The organism is Endozoicomonas sp. ALB032, assembly GCF_049310125.1.
Lineage (GTDB): Bacteria > Pseudomonadota > Gammaproteobacteria > Pseudomonadales > Endozoicomonadaceae > Endozoicomonas_A.
Genome location: NZ_JBLYNW010000001.1, coordinates 3403422 through 3420916 on the forward strand (window position 1 = coordinate 3403422; position 17495 = coordinate 3420916).

Below are 17495 nucleotides of genomic sequence, written 5' to 3' on the forward strand. Positions count from 1 at the left end.
AGCTCCGGGCCTTTACACCTGTTGGAACTGATAAATAGACCCCAGTTTCAGAAGGCCGGTTAACTCATCCAGTGCTGTGCGAGACTCAATCAGAAGTTCAGGATCGGCAAGATCGGCTTCAGTCAGCCTGTCGCGGTAATGCTTTTCAACCCAGTGGCAGAGTGTTACATAGAGAGTGTCGTTTATCAGGCAGGCCTGGTTGGTGGCAGCCAGTTCCTCAGAAGTCAGCACAACTCTCAGGCGCAGGCAGGCAGGTCCACCACCATTATTCATACTTTGACGCAGGTCGAACACTTTGATGTTATTGATGGGATTATCGGATGCAACCAGCCCTTCCAGATAGGTTGCAACCTGTCGATCGCTCTGGCAATCAGAGGGAACAACAATAGTCATATCACGATCGGAAGTGCTGAGCAGCTGACTGTTGAACAGGTAACTTTTCACTGCCGTTTCCACTCTGATCTGACTTTCAGGCACTTCGATAATGCAGAAGTCATCCCGGCCATAGGCATTTTTCAGGTCGTTATAGACTTGAGCCTGGTTCAGGAAAGCTTTCTCGTGACAGAACAGGACGTTGCGATTCCCCACAGCAATAACATCATTATGGAAAACTCCCTGATCAATGACTTCGGGGTTTTGTTGTGCAAATACAGTACGACTGGTATTGAGTTGATGGATGCGGGCAACAGCCTGTGAGGCTTCCAGACTCTGTCGAGCCGGAAACTTTGTCGGAGCTGGCCGGGCGTCATCAAAGCTGTAACGGCCATAAACAAAGAACTCTACCCCTTCGTCTCCATAGTTCTGACAGAAACGGGTATGGTTGGCTGCACCCTCATCACCGAAGTGAGAGCTACTGACAAGTGCAGGATGATGCGTAAAATGTTCCTCGCTGGAGAAAACGGCTTTTAGAATTCTGCCTGTTATCTCATGCTCAATGGAGCGGTGAAACTTGCTGCACAGGTTTGCAGGTGTAAAGTGCACGGTGCCAGAGGTTGTATCGGCGCTGGGTGATACAGTAGCGGCATTAGCGGTCCACATGGTGGATGCAGAACTGCATGCGGCAAGAATTTTGGGCACCTGTCGTGAGGCTTCGGCAAGCACTTGTTCATCACTGCCGCTAAAACCAAGCTTGCGCAGGGTATAAACGTCTGGTCTTTCCTGGGGTGCCAGCACTCCCTGTACTAAACCCATGTCGTGCAATGCCTTCATTTTCGCCAGACCCTGTAAAGCAGCCTGTTTGGGATTGGAAGGCGCTGACTGATGATGGGTTGAGGCGATATTGCCCAGAGACAGGCCGGCATAGTTATGGGTTGGACCTACCAGGCCATCAAAATTGGCTTCAACAGTTTTATTCATATCTCTTCTATTCCGATCTCGGAGCCAGCGTTATTAAAGCTTTAAACCCGGGGCCAGTTTTTCCGGGAGTGACAAGCTCTCAGCTTCCACACTGGCTACCGGGTAAGCACAGTAATCAGCGGCAAAGTAGGCACTGGGGCGGTGGTTACCACTGTCGCCAATACCACCAAATGGCGCAGCACTGCTGGCTCCGGTGATGGGCTTGTTCCAGTTGACGATTCCGGCCCGGGAGCGGTGCAGGAACTGTTCATAGTCTTGACGACTGTCACTGAAAATGCCTGCGGAGAGTCCATAGCGGGTGTTATTGGCCTGTTCAATGGCTTCGTCGAACTGGTCGTAACGAATTACCTGCAACAGAGGGCCAAAGTATTCTTCATCAGGCAGCTCTTTAATGGCGGTAACATCAATAATGCCGGGTGACAGTAAACCGGTGCCTTTCTTCAATTTTTGGCTCGTCAGCAGTGATTGACCACCCAGCTGCTGCAGGTGTGTCTGAGCTTGAAGAATAGCGTCCGCCGCCGCTTCTGAAATAACGGCTCCCATGAAGGGCTGGTCTTCATCATTCCATTGACCCACTTTGATGTTGCCAGCGGCTTCGACCAGCTGATCAATAAAACTATTACCCCATTCTGAGGCAGGAACGAACAAGCGCCTGGAGCAAGTACAGCGCTGACCGGCAGTAATAAATGCTGACTGAATAGCGTCGTGTATCGCTGCTTTGTGGTCTTTAACTTCAGTAATAATTAATGGATTATTGCCACCCATCTCAAGAGCCAGAATTTTGCCTGGCTGGCCACCAAACTGCTGGTGGATCAGTCTTCCGGTATTGGAGCTGCCGGTGAAGAACAGACCGTCAATGCCTTTGTGCCTGGCCAGAGCCATACCCGTTTCTTTTTCGCCCTGAACCATGTTCAACACGCCTTCCGGCAGCCCGGCCTGCTGCCAGAGTTTGATGGTTTCTTCCGCAGTAGCCGGGGTCAGTTCGCTGGGTTTGAAGACAACCGTATTGCCCGCCAGCAGGGCCGGAACAATGTGCCCATTGGGCAAGTGTCCCGGAAAATTGTAGGGGCCAAAAACCGCGACGACACCATGAGGCTTGTGTCGTATAAAAGCGCGGGCTCCGGGCATGGTGTTTTCTGTCGTTCCGGTGCGCTCATTACAGGCTTTGATAGAAATTTCAATCTTGCCTTTCATGGCCGCTGCTTCAGTTCTGGATTCCCAGAGGGGTTTACCCGTCTCCATGGCAATGGTTCTGGCCAGCAAGTCAGCATTTTCTTCAACCTGTGCGGCAAACTTGCGCACCCGTTTAATGCGGTCTTCCAGAGTGCGTGCAGCCCATTCCGGCTGGACTTTTCGGGCTGCTGAAATGGCCTGATCAACCTGGGAGGGTTGAGCAGCAGAACCACTCCAGATGATTTCACCACTGGCTGGATTCAGGGAATGAAATGTCTGCCCCTCACCCTGAAGCCATTGTCCTTTTATAAATAGAGAACCTTTCATAATGTAACTCCGTTAGTGAGCCATGGGCTGTTTATCAATAACTGCTTCTTAGCGATGACTTCGCTGTGGGTTGAAAAGTGGCACGACTCTGAGTTCATCGCCGTCCCCTACATTCAGTGCCTGAGCTTGTTTCTGGCTGATGTTGACGAACTCCAGTCCTTCAAAAGACAATTGTCCGGCGATGCAGCGAAAGTCACGGAAGTGACTATTGGCCATCAGCCAGACCGTTTCATCGGTATCCAGGTGGTTATGGACTTTGATCCGGTAGCGACGGGAATCCCTGATTGCCCGGATGTCTTTAACCTGAGTTTCCAGCACCGGGCCACCATCAAAAATGTCGATATAACCGGTGTATCGGAACCCTTCGCCCTCCAGTAGTTTTCTGGCCGGTACGGTATCCTCATGAGTCTGGCCAATGACACTTTGGGCTTTTGCCGGTAACAGGTTGCTATAAATGGGGTTGCGTGGCATCAGCTCGGCGATAAAGGATTTACCACGGGCGACCTGTTGATCAGCCTCGACAAAGTCCACGGCAAAGAATTGTCTGCCCAGGGCTTCCCAAAAAGGAGATTCACCCTCTTCATCGGAAAAACCACGAAGCTCAGCAATGACGCTTTCGTCAAAGCGAGGCTCATGAGCGGCCATGAAAAGAAAGCGGCATTTGGACAACAGGTGTCCATTACTGGATTTGCGGTATTGCGGTGTCAGGAACAGAGTGCAAAGTTCTGAGTGACCTGTGTAGTCACTACAAAGTGTCAGGGTCTTGATACGGGTATAGACATCCAGTTCTCTGGAGGCATGTACCTGAGTGTTGACCTTATAGTTGTACCAGGGATCTTTAAGGCCCACAGCGGACTCAATGCCGCAGACACCAACGACCTCTGCTGTTTCCATGTCTTCCATGACGAACAGGTAGTAAGCTTCTTCCAGAGGTTTTTCAGCCCTGAAGGAGTTGACTGCCCATTCGAGCTTTTTCTGAACCATCTCAGGGTCAGGTTGCAGGGACGAGAAACCCACGCCGGTTATCTGGGCAATCTGCCAGAGTGCGTCGTGATCCTGTTCGGTGATGGGTCTGATTATCATCATAAGAAAACGTCACTGAATAGTTGTTGTTTTTGATTATATTGAGCTGAACAGAGCAGCCTGAGAAAAAATCTGCACTGCCGCTTTTGCCTTCTTCAATAACTGAACAACTCCAGATTATTGGGTTGACCGGGTATCAGTACTTGCAAAAATTTTGTCAGCAGAAGCGGCTACAAACCCCTGATAGAGTTTGCCGTCGGGCAGAGGGTAGCGCTTGGCAAACTCATAAAAGCAGCCGGGGATTTCCCGGTCACCATCGGAGAAGCTGACGTTGACTTTACCGGCCATAGTGGATGACTGCTCCAGAAGCACTTCGGGAGAGCCTTTCACCAGACCGCCGCTTTCATTCAGTATGAAACCATTGTCCTGCAGCATCTGGTTCAGAACCTGGATGTCATCATGGGATTGCAGGTGATTAATGGAGACAGTGAAGTGGTTGGGACGGTATCCGAGGGCTGCCACCCAGGCAGCGTATTCACTTTCCTGTAATAGCAGGTCATAGTCTTGCTGACTGACCGTCCAGGGTCGTCCTGAAAAACAGAAATCATCCTGAAGAACAGACGTTTCAGTGACCTGGTTGACCAGGCTGTGGATAACTTGCTGAGCTTCAATGGACAGCGCCTCAACCAGCAGCTCACTGATAAATACTTTTGGCAGGGTGTCGTCGGGATGCTGGAAGTGTTTGGCTACCAGTTTTCTGCCGGGAAACTCATAGTCGCCGCCGGCAACATAACCTGCATCGAGAAAAGGGCGTGCTACTTTTTCGAGGCTAACCCTGTCCAGATTGTACGTTCGCAATGCAATGTGATCATTGATCACTAAGCCATCATTTTGAGCAGCAAAGAGGTTATGGATTGTCCGGGCGTCAGGTGTCAGTTCCAGATAATTCTGCCACATGGCTTCCAGAAGGGTTTTGATCGTGTTTGTTTTGGCTTCTGTCATTGCCTGTATCCTCTAACTTTATAAGTCCAAGGTCTTTTAATAGCTAACTGCCACTCTGACGGGGTCTCCGTCATTCAGTTGCAGCAGGTCTGTTTCTTTCTGTTTCAGGGTGGGGGCTTGAGGGTTGAAAGCCGTGCTGATGCATCGAAAAGATCGGGCCGATGTATTGGCTACAAGATAGTCGTCGTTTTGTGTATAAACTGTTTCTCGTTCAGCCGATGTTGTGGATAGATCCGGTTGATGGATCTGGCTGTCACGGAGAGTGGTTAGCCGGTCGGTTCCTGCTTCCAGAGTGGGGCCAGCATCAAAAATATCCACATACCCCTGATAGCTGAAGCCTTCCCGTTCAAGAATGTTAAACACCGGCTCCCGGTCGGGTCTGGGTTCACCAATGACTGCTCTTGCCTGCTTCGGCAGCAGGCGTGTGTAAATCGGATAACGGGGCATCAGGTCAGCAATAAAGTTCTTTTCCTCAAGGCCGGTCAGATAATTGGCTTTGGACATCGCCATTGGGAAAAAGTGAGTGCCCAGACTGTTCCAGAACGCTGAGCGGTTGTTTTCATCAACAACGCCCTGAATTTCTGCCAGAACACGGTCAGCAAAACGGTCTCTGTGTTCAGCTATGAACAGCAGCCTGGCACGGCTCAGCAACTGAAGGTTAGACCAGCTGTCGTGTTGTTGAGAGATAAAAAGAGTGCAAAGGCTGGTGTAACCCGTGTAGTCCTGACAGAGCTTTAAAACCGTCATCCGGTTAATGGTTTGCAGTGTCTCGGAGGCGTGAACTTCTTCGTCGACACGGAAATTATAGAAAGGCGCCGAAAGACCTATCGTGGCGATAATGCCAGATATGCCAAGAATCTCACCCGTTTCCTGATCTTCCAGAACAAAGTGGTAGCTTTCTTCTCCGGCACCTTCAACGTTCTGACTGAGGGAGTCACGGGTTTTGCAGATCAATTCTGCCAGATGATCACGGTTCGCAGGCAGGGTGGTCATTGAGCCTCTGGCGCTGTTGGCCAGTGTTTCCAGAGCACTGAGGTCTTGATAATCAACAGGTCTGACGACTTTCATGGTCGGGACTCTTTGTTTTTCAGCCAGGCGTTTCCGGTACCCAGGGCTTCATTACGGGCCAGGGTCAGTAGCAGGGCTGCACTCAATTTGGCTCTGGGTATCAGGCTGCTGATTTTCAGGTACTCCTGTTCACTGTGGATATGCCCACCCTGAACACCCAGGGTATCAATATTGGGAATGCCGGCTGAGGCCAGGTTGTTGCCGTCGCAGCAGCCGCCGGTTGGCTTTACATCAAGAGTCAGCCCCAGGGCATGACCACACTGTCTGGCCAGCTCAAACAGTTGCTGATTGGCCGGAGTGAGTACCTTGGGCTTTCTGCTAAAGCCACCGTGAAGTTCCAGACGGATACCGTTGCGACTGCTGATCTCATTGACAATCATTTGCAGTTCCTTAAGGCACCACTGCTCATCTTCCGGTCTCTCCAGGCGGATATTGAAACGACTTATGCATTGGTCCGGAACAATATTGGTTGCGCCACCACCGTGAATATAGCCGGGATTAAATGTGACGCCTTCCCGCTTTCCGTTCAGGTCATCCATTGCTGAGACAAAGTCGCACAGGGCACGAATAGCATTTCTTCCCAGATGATGTTCCCTGCCAGCGTGGGCTGCTTTGCCGTAGCAGACAGCAGTGAAGTTTCCGCTGCCCTTGCGTTGACCCGCGAAGCTGCCATCCGGGAAGCAGGGTTCGTAAATCATGCCCAGATCTACACGGCTGGCGGCGTCTTTTATTAACGCAGCAGAACCCGGTGAACCTATTTCTTCATCCGGGTTAAAGAGAATTTCCCAGCCAATTTGATCTGCCCATGGGCTTGCTTCCAGAATTTTGAGTGCATTCAGCATCACAATGATGCCGCCTTTCAAATCGGTGACACCCGGACCATTGATAGTATCTTCATCAAGTTGAATAACCTTCTGGAAAGAGCTGTCTTTTGGGAACACAGTGTCCATATGGCCGCACAGGAAAACCTGCAGGGGAGCCTCGGGGCGCTTACGGATTCTCAGGGCCTTGCCCAATGTGTGTTGAATCACTTCCCCTTGGTCATTAATTACTTCATAAGGTTCCAGGTCAATGACTTCCTGTTTTCCACCCAGAGGTGCAGTCATTTGTCTGAGGCGTTCCATCACCTGATTAACGCCCGTGGCATTGAGACTGCCAGAGTTGATTTCAGCCAGTTCAATGGTGTGTAGAAGCATCTCTGCCTGAAGGCTGTCCAGACGGGTTAGCAGGGATTGTAGCGGGGCAAGAAGGTCGGACATGAAACACCATTTTCAGAGATGCTTTTTGTTGAAATGCACACTAATGCGGCATTCTCTTCTGATTAAAGAGGGGCACCGGCCAGAAGCAAGAGACCGGTGCAGTGGTTAATTATGAATTGACTACCTTGGCAATTGCCCGTTCCAGTGCTGCCATACCTTCACGGATATCTTCATCCGGGATGATCAGTGAGGGGGCCATTCTCAGCACATTCGGGCCAGCAACCAGCATCATCAGACCTTCTTCAGCAGCAGCAGCCAGAAAGTCTTTGGCTTTGCCGTGCCAGTTTTCGGTCAGCTCTGCACCCATCAGCAAACCTTTGCCACGAACTTCGCTGAAGATGCCATAGACTTTGTTAATGCGTTCCAGCTCGCTTCGAAAGAGTTCGTGTTTGCTGCTGACATTGGCCAGAACCTGATCGTTGTGGATCAGGTTGATGGTTTCAAGAGCGACAGCGCAGGCCAGCGGGTTACCGCCATAGGTGCTGCCGTGGCTGCCAAAGCCGAAGCTTTTGGCCACCTCGTCGGTGGTCAGCATGGCAGCTACGGGGAAGCCACCGCCCAGTGATTTGGCTGTGGTCAGAATGTCTGGAATGACACCGGTGGTCATGTAAGCATAAAACTCACCGGAACGGCCTACACCGGTTTGCACTTCATCCAAAACCATCAGAGCTTTGTGTTCATCACATAGTGCTCTTATGCCCTTCAGGAACTCTGGGTCCGCCGGGATTACCCCACCTTCACCCTGGATCGGTTCCAGAACGACTGCACAGGTCTTGTCTGAAATGGCTGCTTTCAGGGCCTCCAGATCGTTGTAGGGTAGATGAGTCACACCGGCGGGGACCGGCGCATAACCTTCACAGTAACTTGGCTGGCCTCCCACTGTTACAGCAAACAGGCTGCGACCGTGGAAGGAGCTTTTGAAGGATATGATTTCATGCTTTTCAGGGCCAACATGATCAAAAGAATACTTTCTGGCCAGTTTGAAGGCTGCTTCGTTGGCTTCGGTGCCCGAGTTACAGAAGAATACTTTATCGGCAAAGGAGATCTCGGTCAGGCGCTGGGCCAGAGCCAGAGCAGGCTCATTGGTGTAAACATTACTCATATGCCAGAGCTTTTCACTCTGTTCCTTGAGAGTCTTGACCAGCCGAGGGTGGCAGTGGCCAAGAGCATTAACGGCAATACCCCCTGCGAAATCGATGTATTCTCGGCCTTCCTGATCCCAGACTCGTGAACCTTTTCCGCGAACGGGAATCATCGCCTGTGGTGCATAGTTAGGCACCATGACTTCATCGAAGGTCGCTCTGTTAACGGAGTATTCGCTCATTTCTTGTCCTCGGTGTACATGGTTTTTATATAGTGAGCGTCTTTCAACAGGGTAGAGACTGAAATGCGCTGCTTCCGATCATGGCTGATTTATCATGAACTTATTTATTGTTTTGGCCGCTTGCCTATCCACTATAGATCAAAGTCGGATCGAACAGTTTACACCAGGCGACCTGAAGTTTTCTCTGAGGATCATTTGCTGAGAAACTTTTTTTCTGAACGGCTCTGCTATTTTTTATCTTCAGGTTCCCATCACAGTGATATGAGGTTATGGAGTACTCAGAAGAGATAGCAAGGGCTTATGCCGAAGAGAAAAACCACCTCGGATTTATGATCCGCAGAGACCTGCCTGGAATCCTGGATAAATACGTTAAAGTGGGAGCCCGGGCGCTGGACTATGGTTGCGGTGCAGGATTGATGATTCCGCTATTAAAAGATGCCGGGTTTGATGTAGAGGGTATGGATATTTCAGACAGTATGCTCCATCAGGCTATAAAGGATCATCAGAACACGGTATTTACCCGCATTCATTCCGCAGCTATTCCTCGTCCCGATGCGTCTTATGATTTGGTGATGTTGTCTTATGTTCTGGTTGAAATAGACTCTTTATCTGAAATGGAGGCGGTGATCCGCGAAGTGAAAAGGGTATTAAAGCCCGATGGTGCGGCGATAGTGATTGTCAGTTCAGAGCAAAAGTTCAAGGGCAACTGGTTGACGATCGATAATGACTTCCCTCAAAACAGGGAGCTTACCAGTGGCTGTCGAGTTAAATGCTCTGTGGCGGATTCGGGGGTAGTCTTTGAAGATTTTTTCTGGACTGATGAGGACTACCGCTCAGTATTCTCTCTGTCGAATTTGAACCTGCTGGCGTTTAGTCAGCCTCTGGGGACGGCAGATGACGGGATGCCGTGGAAGGACGAGCTTCATTCACCTTTGTTCAGTATTTACATTTTGGGGCATTGACTGGCCATTGTCCTGATCTGAGCTGCAAGGCTTATTTCTGTACTGAAAGAAGATGCCTTTAGTTGTTATGATGAATTTTTCAGAGTCTGGCTTCTGTCCATAGAGATATCATCAGGCACGCTTTACGAGTATTTTTTCCCTATGAAGAATAATTCTTTTTTCGGTTCCGGAGATTGCAGCGCAGAAAGGAGCTATGGGTGAGTAAGCCTTGCAAAGTCGGTTTTCTTTTATATCCCGACTTCTCTTTGCTGGGGTTGTCTTCAGCCCTGGAAGTGCTGAGAGCAGTTAATCAGGCGACCGGACAGTGCGTTTATGAGAGTGCTGTCATTGCAGAATCAACGGTCACGAGTAACCTGGGTCTTTCCATTGAGCCCTCTCAGTCGGCGTTGGAATTCATGGATGTGGTGATTCTGGTCGCTTCAAAAACAGGTGTTCAGATTCCTTCTGCCGCATTGTCCGAGGCATCTGTTTTGGGCGGGATTGGCAAAGGCGCCAACCTGTTGGCGAGTGCAGGCCTTCTTGATGGTTATCGTGCTCGACTGGAAGGGGCCGCTGATGCCCTTCAGGAACTCTATCCCCGGGTGGTGTTGAGCCAGACGACTTTTGAACTGGACCGAAACAGAATGACCTGTGGCGCAGGCACGGCTGCTATGGATATGACGCTCTCTCTGGTCGCCCGGGAGCAGGGGGGTTATCTTGCTGCCAGTGTATCGGAATTATTGGTGAGGGATCGTCTTGGTGGGCTGGGGACTTCTTCTTTTGTCGCGCCCCCCGTCAGAAAGCAGCAACCACAGATTGAGGAAGCAACACAGTTGATGGCTGCCAATATAGAAGAGCCACTGGGTGCCGATGAACTGGCTTCTCTGGTGGGTATTTCCCGTAGACAGTTGGAACGACTGTTTCGAAAATATCTGGATACTGTGCCTTCCAGGCACTACTTGAAGCTCAGGCTTGAGTGCGCCAGAAAGCTGCTCAGGGAGACTGACAGGCCGATAGTGGATGTGGGGGTTGCTTGTGGCTTCTCTAATGCTTCACATTTCAGCACGGCGTATAAAAACCATTTTGATCTGACGCCCAGGGAAGAGCGGCAATCGTAAGTTAGCCTTCTACAGTAGTCAGCGCACCACCGGAGCAAGATATCAATACAGGCTGAAAACCTGCCTGCCGTCGATAAAAGTCATCAGGACCTCGTGATTTTTGTTCATAACCGCTATGGATGCACGCTTACCGACCTTAATGCTGCCCAGTTCGTCCTGCAGGCCGAGCAAAGTCGCTGGTGTCAGAGAAGCCATGTGAACAGCGCTCAGAGGGTCTACAGCCACTTTTTCGATCATGTTGGCGACGGCACGATTCAGTGTCAGGGTGCTTCCTGCCAGAGCACCCGATTCGGTTCTGGCAACACCGTCTTTGACATGAACTGTCAACAGTCCCAGCTGGTATTCCCCGTCGCTCAATCCACCTGCACAGATGCAATCGGTGATCAAAGCGGTTTTATCAGCCCCTTTGAGGCGGTAAACCAGGTCCATCACTATGGGGTCAACATGAACTCCGTCTGCTATCAATTCTGCATAGATATCCCGGTGGTGCAGAACAGCACCGGCGGTACCGGGTTGACGATGATGCAATCCGAGCATCTGGTTAAAAATATGAACGCCGCCCACGGCTCCCGCTGCAAAGGCTTTCTTGCAGACATCGTAAGTAGCGCCTGTGTGTCCAATCATGACGCGGACATTCTTGCTGGTCAGGTATTCAATTGCTTCAATGCCGCCCTCAATTTCAGGGGCCAGAGCCAGTGAGCGAAGGGTGCCACCCGATGCTGCCAGCAACTCGTCGAGTCTTTCTTTTGTGGGCTTCAGGAAGTAGCTGCTTTCATGGGCGCCTTTGAAACGTTCGGAAAAAAATAGGGCTTCACTGTAGGAACCCAGCACTTCTGCACCCTCAACGCCCTGCTCGATACAGTGCTTAACGTTTCTCAGGGCCGCGAGGTTTCTTTCCCAGGTATCAGTAACGGTGGTGGCAAGAAAGCCTACGACACCTTTAGCAGCAATGGTTTTTGAGATGGTGTTAATGGCTTCGTGGCTGGCATCCATGACGTCAAAGCCACCGCTGCCATGAATATGCAGATCAATGAGGCCGGGGACAATTTGACTGTCTCCCAGATCCGTGATCACCGCGCCTTCTTCAGGCACACAGTCAATAGCGGCAATAAGACAGTCCGTTATTTTTAGAAAACTGTCCTGAAGAATGCCTTCTTCAGTGAAGATCTTTTTTGCCTTCAGATAAAAAGTCGTCATGTCTCAGACCTGTCAGCAGGAAAATGACCATGATTGTACCATGACGCTAAACGGGCTCCGTAGGGTTATGATTACCTATGCTCAGGTGAGAGTGCTCAGGAGCAGTGAGGTGATCATCGGTTCTCACCGGGGTGAGCTGACCCTGAGGATTTCTTCACGCACTTCGGTGAGCGCTTCCCGAAAGCTGCCATCGTATTGCTGCAATTTTTCGATGACCTCAGGCAGCATGTCCTTTAACATGCGTCCCGGATGTTCAGGCAGGGTTTCTGGCATCTGGCTTAATACCTGGTTCATTCTGCCTTCTGCCTGAATGACGATGGATTTCAGACGTTCAAACTCCAACCCCTGACTCTCCAGACTGACTTTTCTGCCAGAGCGCGACAGCGCCAGCTTATCAAGCATTGCCTGAAGCTTGATGTCGTGGTTTCCCAACATCCCTTCAATGTGCTGAAGGCCAGCCAGGTAGGCTGACGCGCTTGCTTTTCCGACGGGCGCAACAGGGGTTGCTTTGACGGCATCAGAAGCTTCTGTTAAGGCCACTTCTGGCTGTTTACCCTGAGCCATGTCTGCCCTGTAGGGACTGATAGCGGCAATCTGCCCCAGGAGTTCATGGATGACGGCGTAATTGAATTGCAACATCTCTTCCATGTGGCTTTTCAGGTCTTGAAAAGTGAATTTTACTTCTTCTTCAACCTGTTGCTCAGCGGAAAGGCCCAATTCAGGATCTTGTCGAGGGCTTGAGGGGGAAATGGGGCGATTATTGACGTCTTCGATGGCCATAAGAAATCCGTTTCTGTTGATCGATAGATCTAATTTTAGTCCGACTTAAGACAGCTTTGGCTTGAAAGCATAAGTCTGACCCGTCAAAGACGCCTCCTGAATCAGGGGTATTTATTTTTCCGCCACAGCGCCTTTGTTAAATCCTTCAAAAGCCACAACCCGGACTGAGTGATTCGGGGTACGGGCTTTCAGGGTGGTTGCAATGTGTTCTGCCAGAAGTTCCACGGTACTGTCAGTATCAATCAGGTAGCAGCGGTCTTCTGCCAGAGTCAGCTCGAAGTAGCCCTGGTCTGAGGTATAGCCAAAGCGAAAGTGATCCCGCCTGCCTATGGTCACTTTTTCCAGCAGGTCTTCACGGGTGGCGATGTAGATATCTTTCCAGTTTTCGGCCCAGTCTGCTTCGAGCGTCGGGTCGCGCTTTCCGTCCAGGTAGATGTGGATAGGAGAACGGTGGCCATGGGCAATTCGCTGGCAGTCGCCCAGATGTTTTTTCAGGCCGTGGCTGTAGTGGTAGAAAGCACCGGAAAACTGTTCAGGATAAATATCCAGTTCAACACCGACGACGTTGTCTGGCAGTTCATCCAGCAAGGTTTTTTCGAGAAAGGGGGTCAGAGCTTCAGGGGTTATTTCCTGAGCATTGACCAGTAAAATTGCAGGGGCGGGAGCCTTGCATTCGATGACATCACCGGTACTGGTCTGCATGTTGACAGAAAGGCATTCTTCGCTCTCTGTTTTGACGGTTATTGCTCCGTGAGAAGCAGGCACAAGCAGGCGGTGGTCGGCAAGAATGTCCAGAGAAGCCTTGATCTGCTTTTTGACATGGCCGAAGTCAAAGACCATGCCCTGTTCATCCAGATCGCCCCGAAGCACGACATCGACCAGCCAGGTTTCCCCTACAACCCCGCGTTCCGGAGAAAGGTAACTGAAATCAAGTGTGGTGAGTTGATTGACGAACAGTGCGGTCATTGGTTTCTGGTTCTACTGTGATTGAAGAAAACGGGGTGAAGAAAAATAATGAGTTAAAGAGCAATTGTAACTCATTTCTCGAGGCGATTCAGTGCCCGGCTAAATTCTGTGGAATGGATTTTCATTTGGCCGCCCAGTGAATTGTTGCGGGGATTTAGCTTATTATTCATCGCATCCTGAACACCTGAAAACCTTGGAGTCCATTTTGGATCGAACCATCACACAATCTGATCTTGAATTTGATGCCCGGCATATCTGGCACCCTTATGGGACAACACCCAGCCAGTATAAACTGTTTGCCGTTGAAAGTGCTTCAGGGGTCAGGCTCCGCTTGAGTGATGGCAGAGAAGTGATTGACGGGATGTCCTCCTGGTGGTGTTCGGTCCACGGCTATAATCATCCGTTTATGAATCAGGCCATTAAGGATCAGGTCGATTCAATGTCCCATGTCATGTTCGGTGGGTTGACCCATAAGCCCGCCATTGAACTGTCTCGCAGACTGGTTGAGTTGACACCCGAACCGATCAAAACCGTATTTTTTGCGGATTCAGGTTCAGTCGCTGTAGAAGTAGCCATCAAGATGGCCATGCAGTATTGGCAATGCAGGGGCGAGATTAACAAGAACAAGTTGCTGACATTTAAAGGCGGATACTTCGGCGATACGACCGGGGGCATGGCGGTCTGTGATCCTGACAATGGTATGCACCATCTGTTTACCGGTATTCTGCCTGAACATCATTTCGTGCCCCGTCCCGGCTGCGGCTTCGATGAGACACTTGAAGACCATCATATAGAACCTTTTCGCTCTGAACTGGAGTCCCTGAATCATCAGGTGGCCGCCGTTATTATTGAGCCTATCGTTCAGGGGGCTGGTGGAATGCATTTCTACTCCCCCGACTTTCTGAGAAAAGTCAGAGCACTCTGTGATGAGCATGAAGTCTTGCTCATTCATGATGAGATTGCCACGGGTTTTGGTCGAACCGGGAAAATGTTTGCCTGTGAACACGCCGATGTTATCCCGGATATCATGTGTGTAGGTAAAGCCCTTACCGGTGGCTATATGACGTTATCAGCTGTGATGTGCACCGAAGAAGTCAGTAAGGCCATCTGTGACACTGGTCCGATCATGCACGGACCTACTTTCATGGCTAATCCTCTGGCTTGTGCAGCCGGTGTGGCGAGCATGGATATTTTATCTTCAGGTGAGTGGGTCAATCAGGTGGCTAACATAGAGAAAAAATTATGGGCTGGTCTCTCTCCCTGTAATAAGCTTGGAGCGGTGGCTAACGTACGGGTTCTGGGAGCTATTGGTGTGGTTGAATTGAGACAGCCGGTGGTGATGTCTGAAATTCAACCCCGTTTCCCAGAACAGGGGGTATGGGTCAGACCTTTCGGTAAACTGGTTTATGTTATGCCACCTTATGTCATTTCAGATGAAGATCTGGATACTCTGTGCAAAGCCATTTGTACGGTCGTTGAGTCCATCCGTTAACGAGCACCGTCTCGCGAGAGTGCGAATCGCAATTAATGGCTGAGCAGGATGCGCTGAGGGATTTGGTGATTGGCGTGCCAGTGCTCAAAAAAGATTCATGGGCTCTGCAGAGGTTGTCTACAATTCTACGTGCTATCCGGCTCGGATAGTCGGTTATAGAGTTCCGGTGGCCCTCGTTCGGGCTTCCGGGCTGGCACTTCCCAAGGCTGCTGCTGGAGGTTTAGTTATGGCTCTCCGTTTTGATCTGCCTGATCTGCTGGAAGACTTTGACGAAGAACAGGGCTCTTGTGACGCAGAACCCTGCTATCCCTACCCGATATTTGGCGGGTTGCCAGAAGAAGTCGTCATGAGGCGGCTGACCGTTTGTAATTCATTGGTCAGGCTGAATCTGCGAGGTGCTCCCGTCAATACGCGGTTGAGTATTTCTTTGAGTCAGGGTCGTGGGCGAATGAAGGTGCTGGTAAGACTTCCCTGAGATTTAAGACTTCCCTGAGATTGGAGTTGGAGTTTGGCACACCAGACACTTCGAACGTAAGCTGGCGAATAAGATCCCCCGATATGTGATAATCTTCGCGTCAAAGCCCTGTCAAAGAGTGTCCGTTCAACAGCCACTCTCTTTTCTGAATATCGATCTGGCTTTGCTGAAAACAAAAAGGTTGGAAGAAATCAAATCTTATTCGCAGGTTCCCTAGAATGACCGAGCAATATCCATCACTGATCAAAGAAACATTTCCTGTGGGGCCTTTGCAGTGTAACTGCACCATCATTGGTGACCCCATTACCAGGAAAGCCATCGTCATCGACCCCGGTGGTGATCCTGATGTGATTCTTGCCAAGTTGGAGAGTCACGGACTAAAATCAGTAGCGTTGATTCATACTCATGCTCACTTGGATCACTTCCTGGCTAGCGGTGAAATCAAGAAAAAGACTGGTGCTTCCATTCATCTTCACAAAGAAGATAAGTTCCTCTGGGATAATCTCGAAACTCAGTGTCGTATGTTTGGTGTGCCCTATAACCCTGTTCCAGATCCTGACTTCTGGCTGAATGATGATCAGGAGCTTCCTTGCTGTGGGGGGGTGGCGATGCATACTCCCGGACATACCCCTGGGTCCATGTGTTTCCACTTTGTGAAAGAGAATCTGTTGATCGCTGGAGACACCCTGTTCCGCCGATCAATTGGTAGAACGGATCTTTGGGGTGGTGACTTCAAAGCAATAGAGAAGTCCATTCGTGATCGTCTGTACACTTTGGATGAGGAAACCACTGTAGTTACAGGTCATGGTCCGGATACCTGTATTGGCGAAGAAATCCGGGAAAACAGCATTATTCGCGGTTAGGAGAAGTGAACATGTTAATGCAGCTGAAAAGAATGTCATTGGTCGTTGCCGCCGCTGCGGTCATAGCGGGTTGTCATACGACCAATCCATACACTGGTGAGAAGGAAGTCAGTAAAACCACTGCATACGGTGGCATTGGTGCAGTTACCGGTGCTGTCATTGGCGGTTTGGTCGGTGGCGGCGAAGGGGCTCTGGAGGGCGCTGCGATTGGTGCTGCAGCCGGAGCTGGCTATGGTTATTACACGGACAGGCAGGAAGCAGCGCTCAGAAAAGAGTTGCTGGGAACCGGTGTTCAGGTACAACGGGATGGAGATAACCTCAAGTTAATCATGCCCTCTAACATCACATTTGATACCAATAAGTCAGCGATCAAGTCCAGTTTCTATCCTGTTCTGGGTTCTGTTGCCAAAGTTGTCAAGGAGTTCGACAAGAATCTGGTTGACATAGTTGGCTATACCGACAGCACCGGGACTAACAAGATTAACCTGCCTCTCTCCGAGGATCGGGCCAGGAGTGTGGCGGATTATCTGATATATCAAGGGGTTTCCGGGTCACGCGTTACCTATTCTGGTGCGGGAGCCTCAGATCCTATTGGCAATAACAACACCATGCAGGGTCGTGCGCTGAACAGAAGGGTAGAGATAAATTTGATACCGGATCCCAAACATCAATAAATATTGAAAAGCCAGCCAGTGTGCCGAAACTGTTCTGAGATAAGCGTTCGTCGGCCTCACTGGCTCCTTTACGGGCTGGCAGACAGATTATCCTGCCATCGTTTGGCTCGTCTCATAGTGTGAGGCTTCCGTGGCTGCTTGTTCTTGCTTGGGTATTACTCGATAGCTTCTGCTTTCTTTCTGGCTGGTGGGGCAGGGATGGGAGCCACGAGAACAAAAGATGCAGCAGTCCCCTCTCTGGGGAGTCATCAGGTTTTTACAGCTTCTGCATTCATAGAGATAAACGCAAGCATCCAGTGGCATGGTTTCAGTTTCGGAATGGCCGCAGCAGTTACAGGTAACCGTTGACTCGGTATTAAGATGAAGTTTCATTGTCAATTTCTCTGCTTTTGTTATTTTCTTCAGGGCGTAATAATCCAATGTCGACACAGTTTCTCCTTACTTGAATGATTGTTCA

At 50.3% G+C, this 17495-nt stretch carries 17 protein-coding genes; 6 read left to right on the forward strand and 11 right to left on the reverse strand.

Going from position 1 to position 17495, the window contains the following annotated elements; genetic code table 11:
• Positions 1–12 precede the first annotated feature (12 nt).
• The 7 genes from astB to ACO6VG_RS12720 all read right to left on the reverse strand — a co-directional run bounded on the left by astB (position 13) and on the right by ACO6VG_RS12720 (position 8532).
• Positions 13–1356 (reverse strand): N-succinylarginine dihydrolase, encoded by a 1344-nt coding sequence (gene astB, locus ACO6VG_RS12690; RefSeq protein ID WP_422137277.1) that lies wholly within the window; start codon positions 1354–1356, stop codon positions 13–15.
• A 33-nt stretch (positions 1357–1389) separates the two neighbouring features.
• Positions 1390–2856 carry a succinylglutamate-semialdehyde dehydrogenase gene (gene astD, locus ACO6VG_RS12695; protein ID WP_422137278.1) on the reverse strand — a complete coding sequence of 489 codons (1467 nt, stop codon included), beginning with the start codon at positions 2854–2856 and terminating at the stop codon, positions 1390–1392.
• Between the two features lie 48 nt (positions 2857–2904).
• Positions 2905–3942 carry an arginine N-succinyltransferase gene (gene astA, locus ACO6VG_RS12700; protein WP_422132614.1) on the reverse strand — a complete coding sequence of 346 codons (1038 nt, stop codon included), beginning with the start codon at positions 3940–3942 and terminating at the stop codon, positions 2905–2907.
• Between the two features lie 114 nt (positions 3943–4056).
• Complete coding sequence (locus ACO6VG_RS12705; protein ID WP_422132615.1) at positions 4057–4881, reverse strand: DUF1338 domain-containing protein; 825 nt, start codon at positions 4879–4881, stop codon at positions 4057–4059.
• Between the two features lie 36 nt (positions 4882–4917).
• On the reverse strand, positions 4918–5949 hold the full coding sequence (locus ACO6VG_RS12710; RefSeq protein ID WP_422474231.1) for an arginine N-succinyltransferase: 1032 nt from the start codon (positions 5947–5949) through the stop codon (positions 4918–4920).
• Complete coding sequence (locus tag ACO6VG_RS12715) at positions 5946–7208, reverse strand: hydrolase (protein WP_422132617.1); 1263 nt, start codon at positions 7206–7208, stop codon at positions 5946–5948. The genes ACO6VG_RS12710 and ACO6VG_RS12715 overlap by 4 nt, the downstream gene beginning before the upstream one ends.
• A gap of 109 nt (positions 7209–7317) precedes the next feature.
• The gene (locus tag ACO6VG_RS12720) at positions 7318–8532 is read right to left on the reverse strand and encodes an aspartate aminotransferase family protein (protein WP_422132618.1); all 1215 of its coding nucleotides are present in this window, start codon (positions 8530–8532) and stop codon (positions 7318–7320) included.
• Positions 8533–8801: 269 nt separating this feature from the next.
• Between ACO6VG_RS12720 and ACO6VG_RS12725 the strand changes: the two genes are divergently transcribed.
• Positions 8802–9494, forward strand: a complete 693-nt coding sequence (locus ACO6VG_RS12725; RefSeq protein WP_422132619.1) for a class I SAM-dependent methyltransferase — start codon at positions 8802–8804, stop codon at positions 9492–9494.
• 197 nt (positions 9495–9691) lie between these two features.
• Positions 9692–10591, forward strand: a complete 900-nt coding sequence (locus tag ACO6VG_RS12730) for a GlxA family transcriptional regulator (RefSeq protein WP_422474234.1) — start codon at positions 9692–9694, stop codon at positions 10589–10591.
• Between the two features lie 42 nt (positions 10592–10633).
• Here ACO6VG_RS12730 and nagA read toward each other — a convergent pair whose 3' ends face one another.
• The 3 genes from nagA to ACO6VG_RS12745 form a co-directional block, all read right to left on the reverse strand.
• Entirely contained in the window at positions 10634–11788 is a 1155-nt protein-coding gene (gene nagA / locus ACO6VG_RS12735) for an N-acetylglucosamine-6-phosphate deacetylase (RefSeq protein ID WP_422474236.1), read from the reverse strand.
• A gap of 123 nt (positions 11789–11911) precedes the next feature.
• On the reverse strand, positions 11912–12568 hold the full coding sequence (locus ACO6VG_RS12740; protein ID WP_422137283.1) for a hypothetical protein: 657 nt from the start codon (positions 12566–12568) through the stop codon (positions 11912–11914).
• A 111-nt stretch (positions 12569–12679) separates the two neighbouring features.
• On the reverse strand, positions 12680–13534 hold the full coding sequence (locus ACO6VG_RS12745; protein WP_422474238.1) for a 6-carboxytetrahydropterin synthase: 855 nt from the start codon (positions 13532–13534) through the stop codon (positions 12680–12682).
• A 205-nt stretch (positions 13535–13739) separates the two neighbouring features.
• Between ACO6VG_RS12745 and bioA the strand changes: the two genes are divergently transcribed.
• The 4 genes from bioA to ACO6VG_RS12765 all read left to right on the forward strand — a co-directional run bounded on the left by bioA (position 13740) and on the right by ACO6VG_RS12765 (position 17038).
• On the forward strand, positions 13740–15026 hold the full coding sequence (gene bioA, locus ACO6VG_RS12750) for an adenosylmethionine--8-amino-7-oxononanoate transaminase (RefSeq protein ID WP_422474240.1): 1287 nt from the start codon (positions 13740–13742) through the stop codon (positions 15024–15026).
• 226 nt (positions 15027–15252) lie between these two features.
• A complete protein-coding gene (locus tag ACO6VG_RS12755) occupies positions 15253–15501 on the forward strand; it encodes a hypothetical protein (protein WP_422132625.1) in 249 nt (82 codons plus the stop codon).
• Between the two features lie 218 nt (positions 15502–15719).
• The gene (locus ACO6VG_RS12760) at positions 15720–16364 is read left to right on the forward strand and encodes an MBL fold metallo-hydrolase (protein WP_422132626.1); all 645 of its coding nucleotides are present in this window, start codon (positions 15720–15722) and stop codon (positions 16362–16364) included.
• A gap of 11 nt (positions 16365–16375) precedes the next feature.
• Positions 16376–17038 (forward strand): OmpA family protein, encoded by a 663-nt coding sequence (locus tag ACO6VG_RS12765; protein ID WP_422132627.1) that lies wholly within the window; start codon positions 16376–16378, stop codon positions 17036–17038.
• Positions 17039–17125: 87 nt separating this feature from the next.
• Here ACO6VG_RS12765 and ACO6VG_RS12770 read toward each other — a convergent pair whose 3' ends face one another.
• On the reverse strand, positions 17126–17410 hold the full coding sequence (locus tag ACO6VG_RS12770; protein WP_422476287.1) for a GDCCVxC domain-containing (seleno)protein: 285 nt from the start codon (positions 17408–17410) through the stop codon (positions 17126–17128).
• Between the last annotated feature and the right edge of the window lie 85 nt (positions 17411–17495).

What these genes read in the sequence shown, in the direction of transcription:
- astB (WP_422137277.1), bottom strand. Translation starts at nt 1,356, where the DNA reads ATGAATAAAACTGTTGAAGCCAATTTTGATGGCCTGGTAGGTCCAACC.
- astD (WP_422137278.1), bottom strand. Translation starts at nt 2,856, where the DNA reads ATGAAAGGTTCTCTATTTATAAAAGGACAATGGCTTCAGGGTGAGGGG.
- astA (WP_422132614.1), bottom strand. Translation starts at nt 3,942, where the DNA reads ATGATGATAATCAGACCCATCACCGAACAGGATCACGACGCACTCTGG.
- ACO6VG_RS12705 (WP_422132615.1), bottom strand. Translation starts at nt 4,881, where the DNA reads ATGACAGAAGCCAAAACAAACACGATCAAAACCCTTCTGGAAGCCATG.
- ACO6VG_RS12710 (WP_422474231.1), bottom strand. Translation starts at nt 5,949, where the DNA reads ATGAAAGTCGTCAGACCTGTTGATTATCAAGACCTCAGTGCTCTGGAA.
- ACO6VG_RS12715 (WP_422132617.1), bottom strand. Translation starts at nt 7,208, where the DNA reads ATGTCCGACCTTCTTGCCCCGCTACAATCCCTGCTAACCCGTCTGGAC.
- ACO6VG_RS12720 (WP_422132618.1), bottom strand. Translation starts at nt 8,532, where the DNA reads ATGAGCGAATACTCCGTTAACAGAGCGACCTTCGATGAAGTCATGGTG.
- ACO6VG_RS12725 (WP_422132619.1), top strand. Translation starts at nt 8,802, where the DNA reads ATGGAGTACTCAGAAGAGATAGCAAGGGCTTATGCCGAAGAGAAAAAC.
- nagA (WP_422474236.1), bottom strand. Translation starts at nt 11,788, where the DNA reads ATGACGACTTTTTATCTGAAGGCAAAAAAGATCTTCACTGAAGAAGGC.
- ACO6VG_RS12740 (WP_422137283.1), bottom strand. Translation starts at nt 12,568, where the DNA reads ATGGCCATCGAAGACGTCAATAATCGCCCCATTTCCCCCTCAAGCCCT.
- ACO6VG_RS12745 (WP_422474238.1), bottom strand. Translation starts at nt 13,534, where the DNA reads ATGACCGCACTGTTCGTCAATCAACTCACCACACTTGATTTCAGTTAC.
- ACO6VG_RS12755 (WP_422132625.1), top strand. Translation starts at nt 15,253, where the DNA reads ATGGCTCTCCGTTTTGATCTGCCTGATCTGCTGGAAGACTTTGACGAA.
- ACO6VG_RS12760 (WP_422132626.1), top strand. Translation starts at nt 15,720, where the DNA reads ATGACCGAGCAATATCCATCACTGATCAAAGAAACATTTCCTGTGGGG.
- ACO6VG_RS12765 (WP_422132627.1), top strand. Translation starts at nt 16,376, where the DNA reads ATGTTAATGCAGCTGAAAAGAATGTCATTGGTCGTTGCCGCCGCTGCG.
- ACO6VG_RS12770 (WP_422476287.1), bottom strand. Translation starts at nt 17,410, where the DNA reads ATGAAACTTCATCTTAATACCGAGTCAACGGTTACCTGTAACTGCTGC.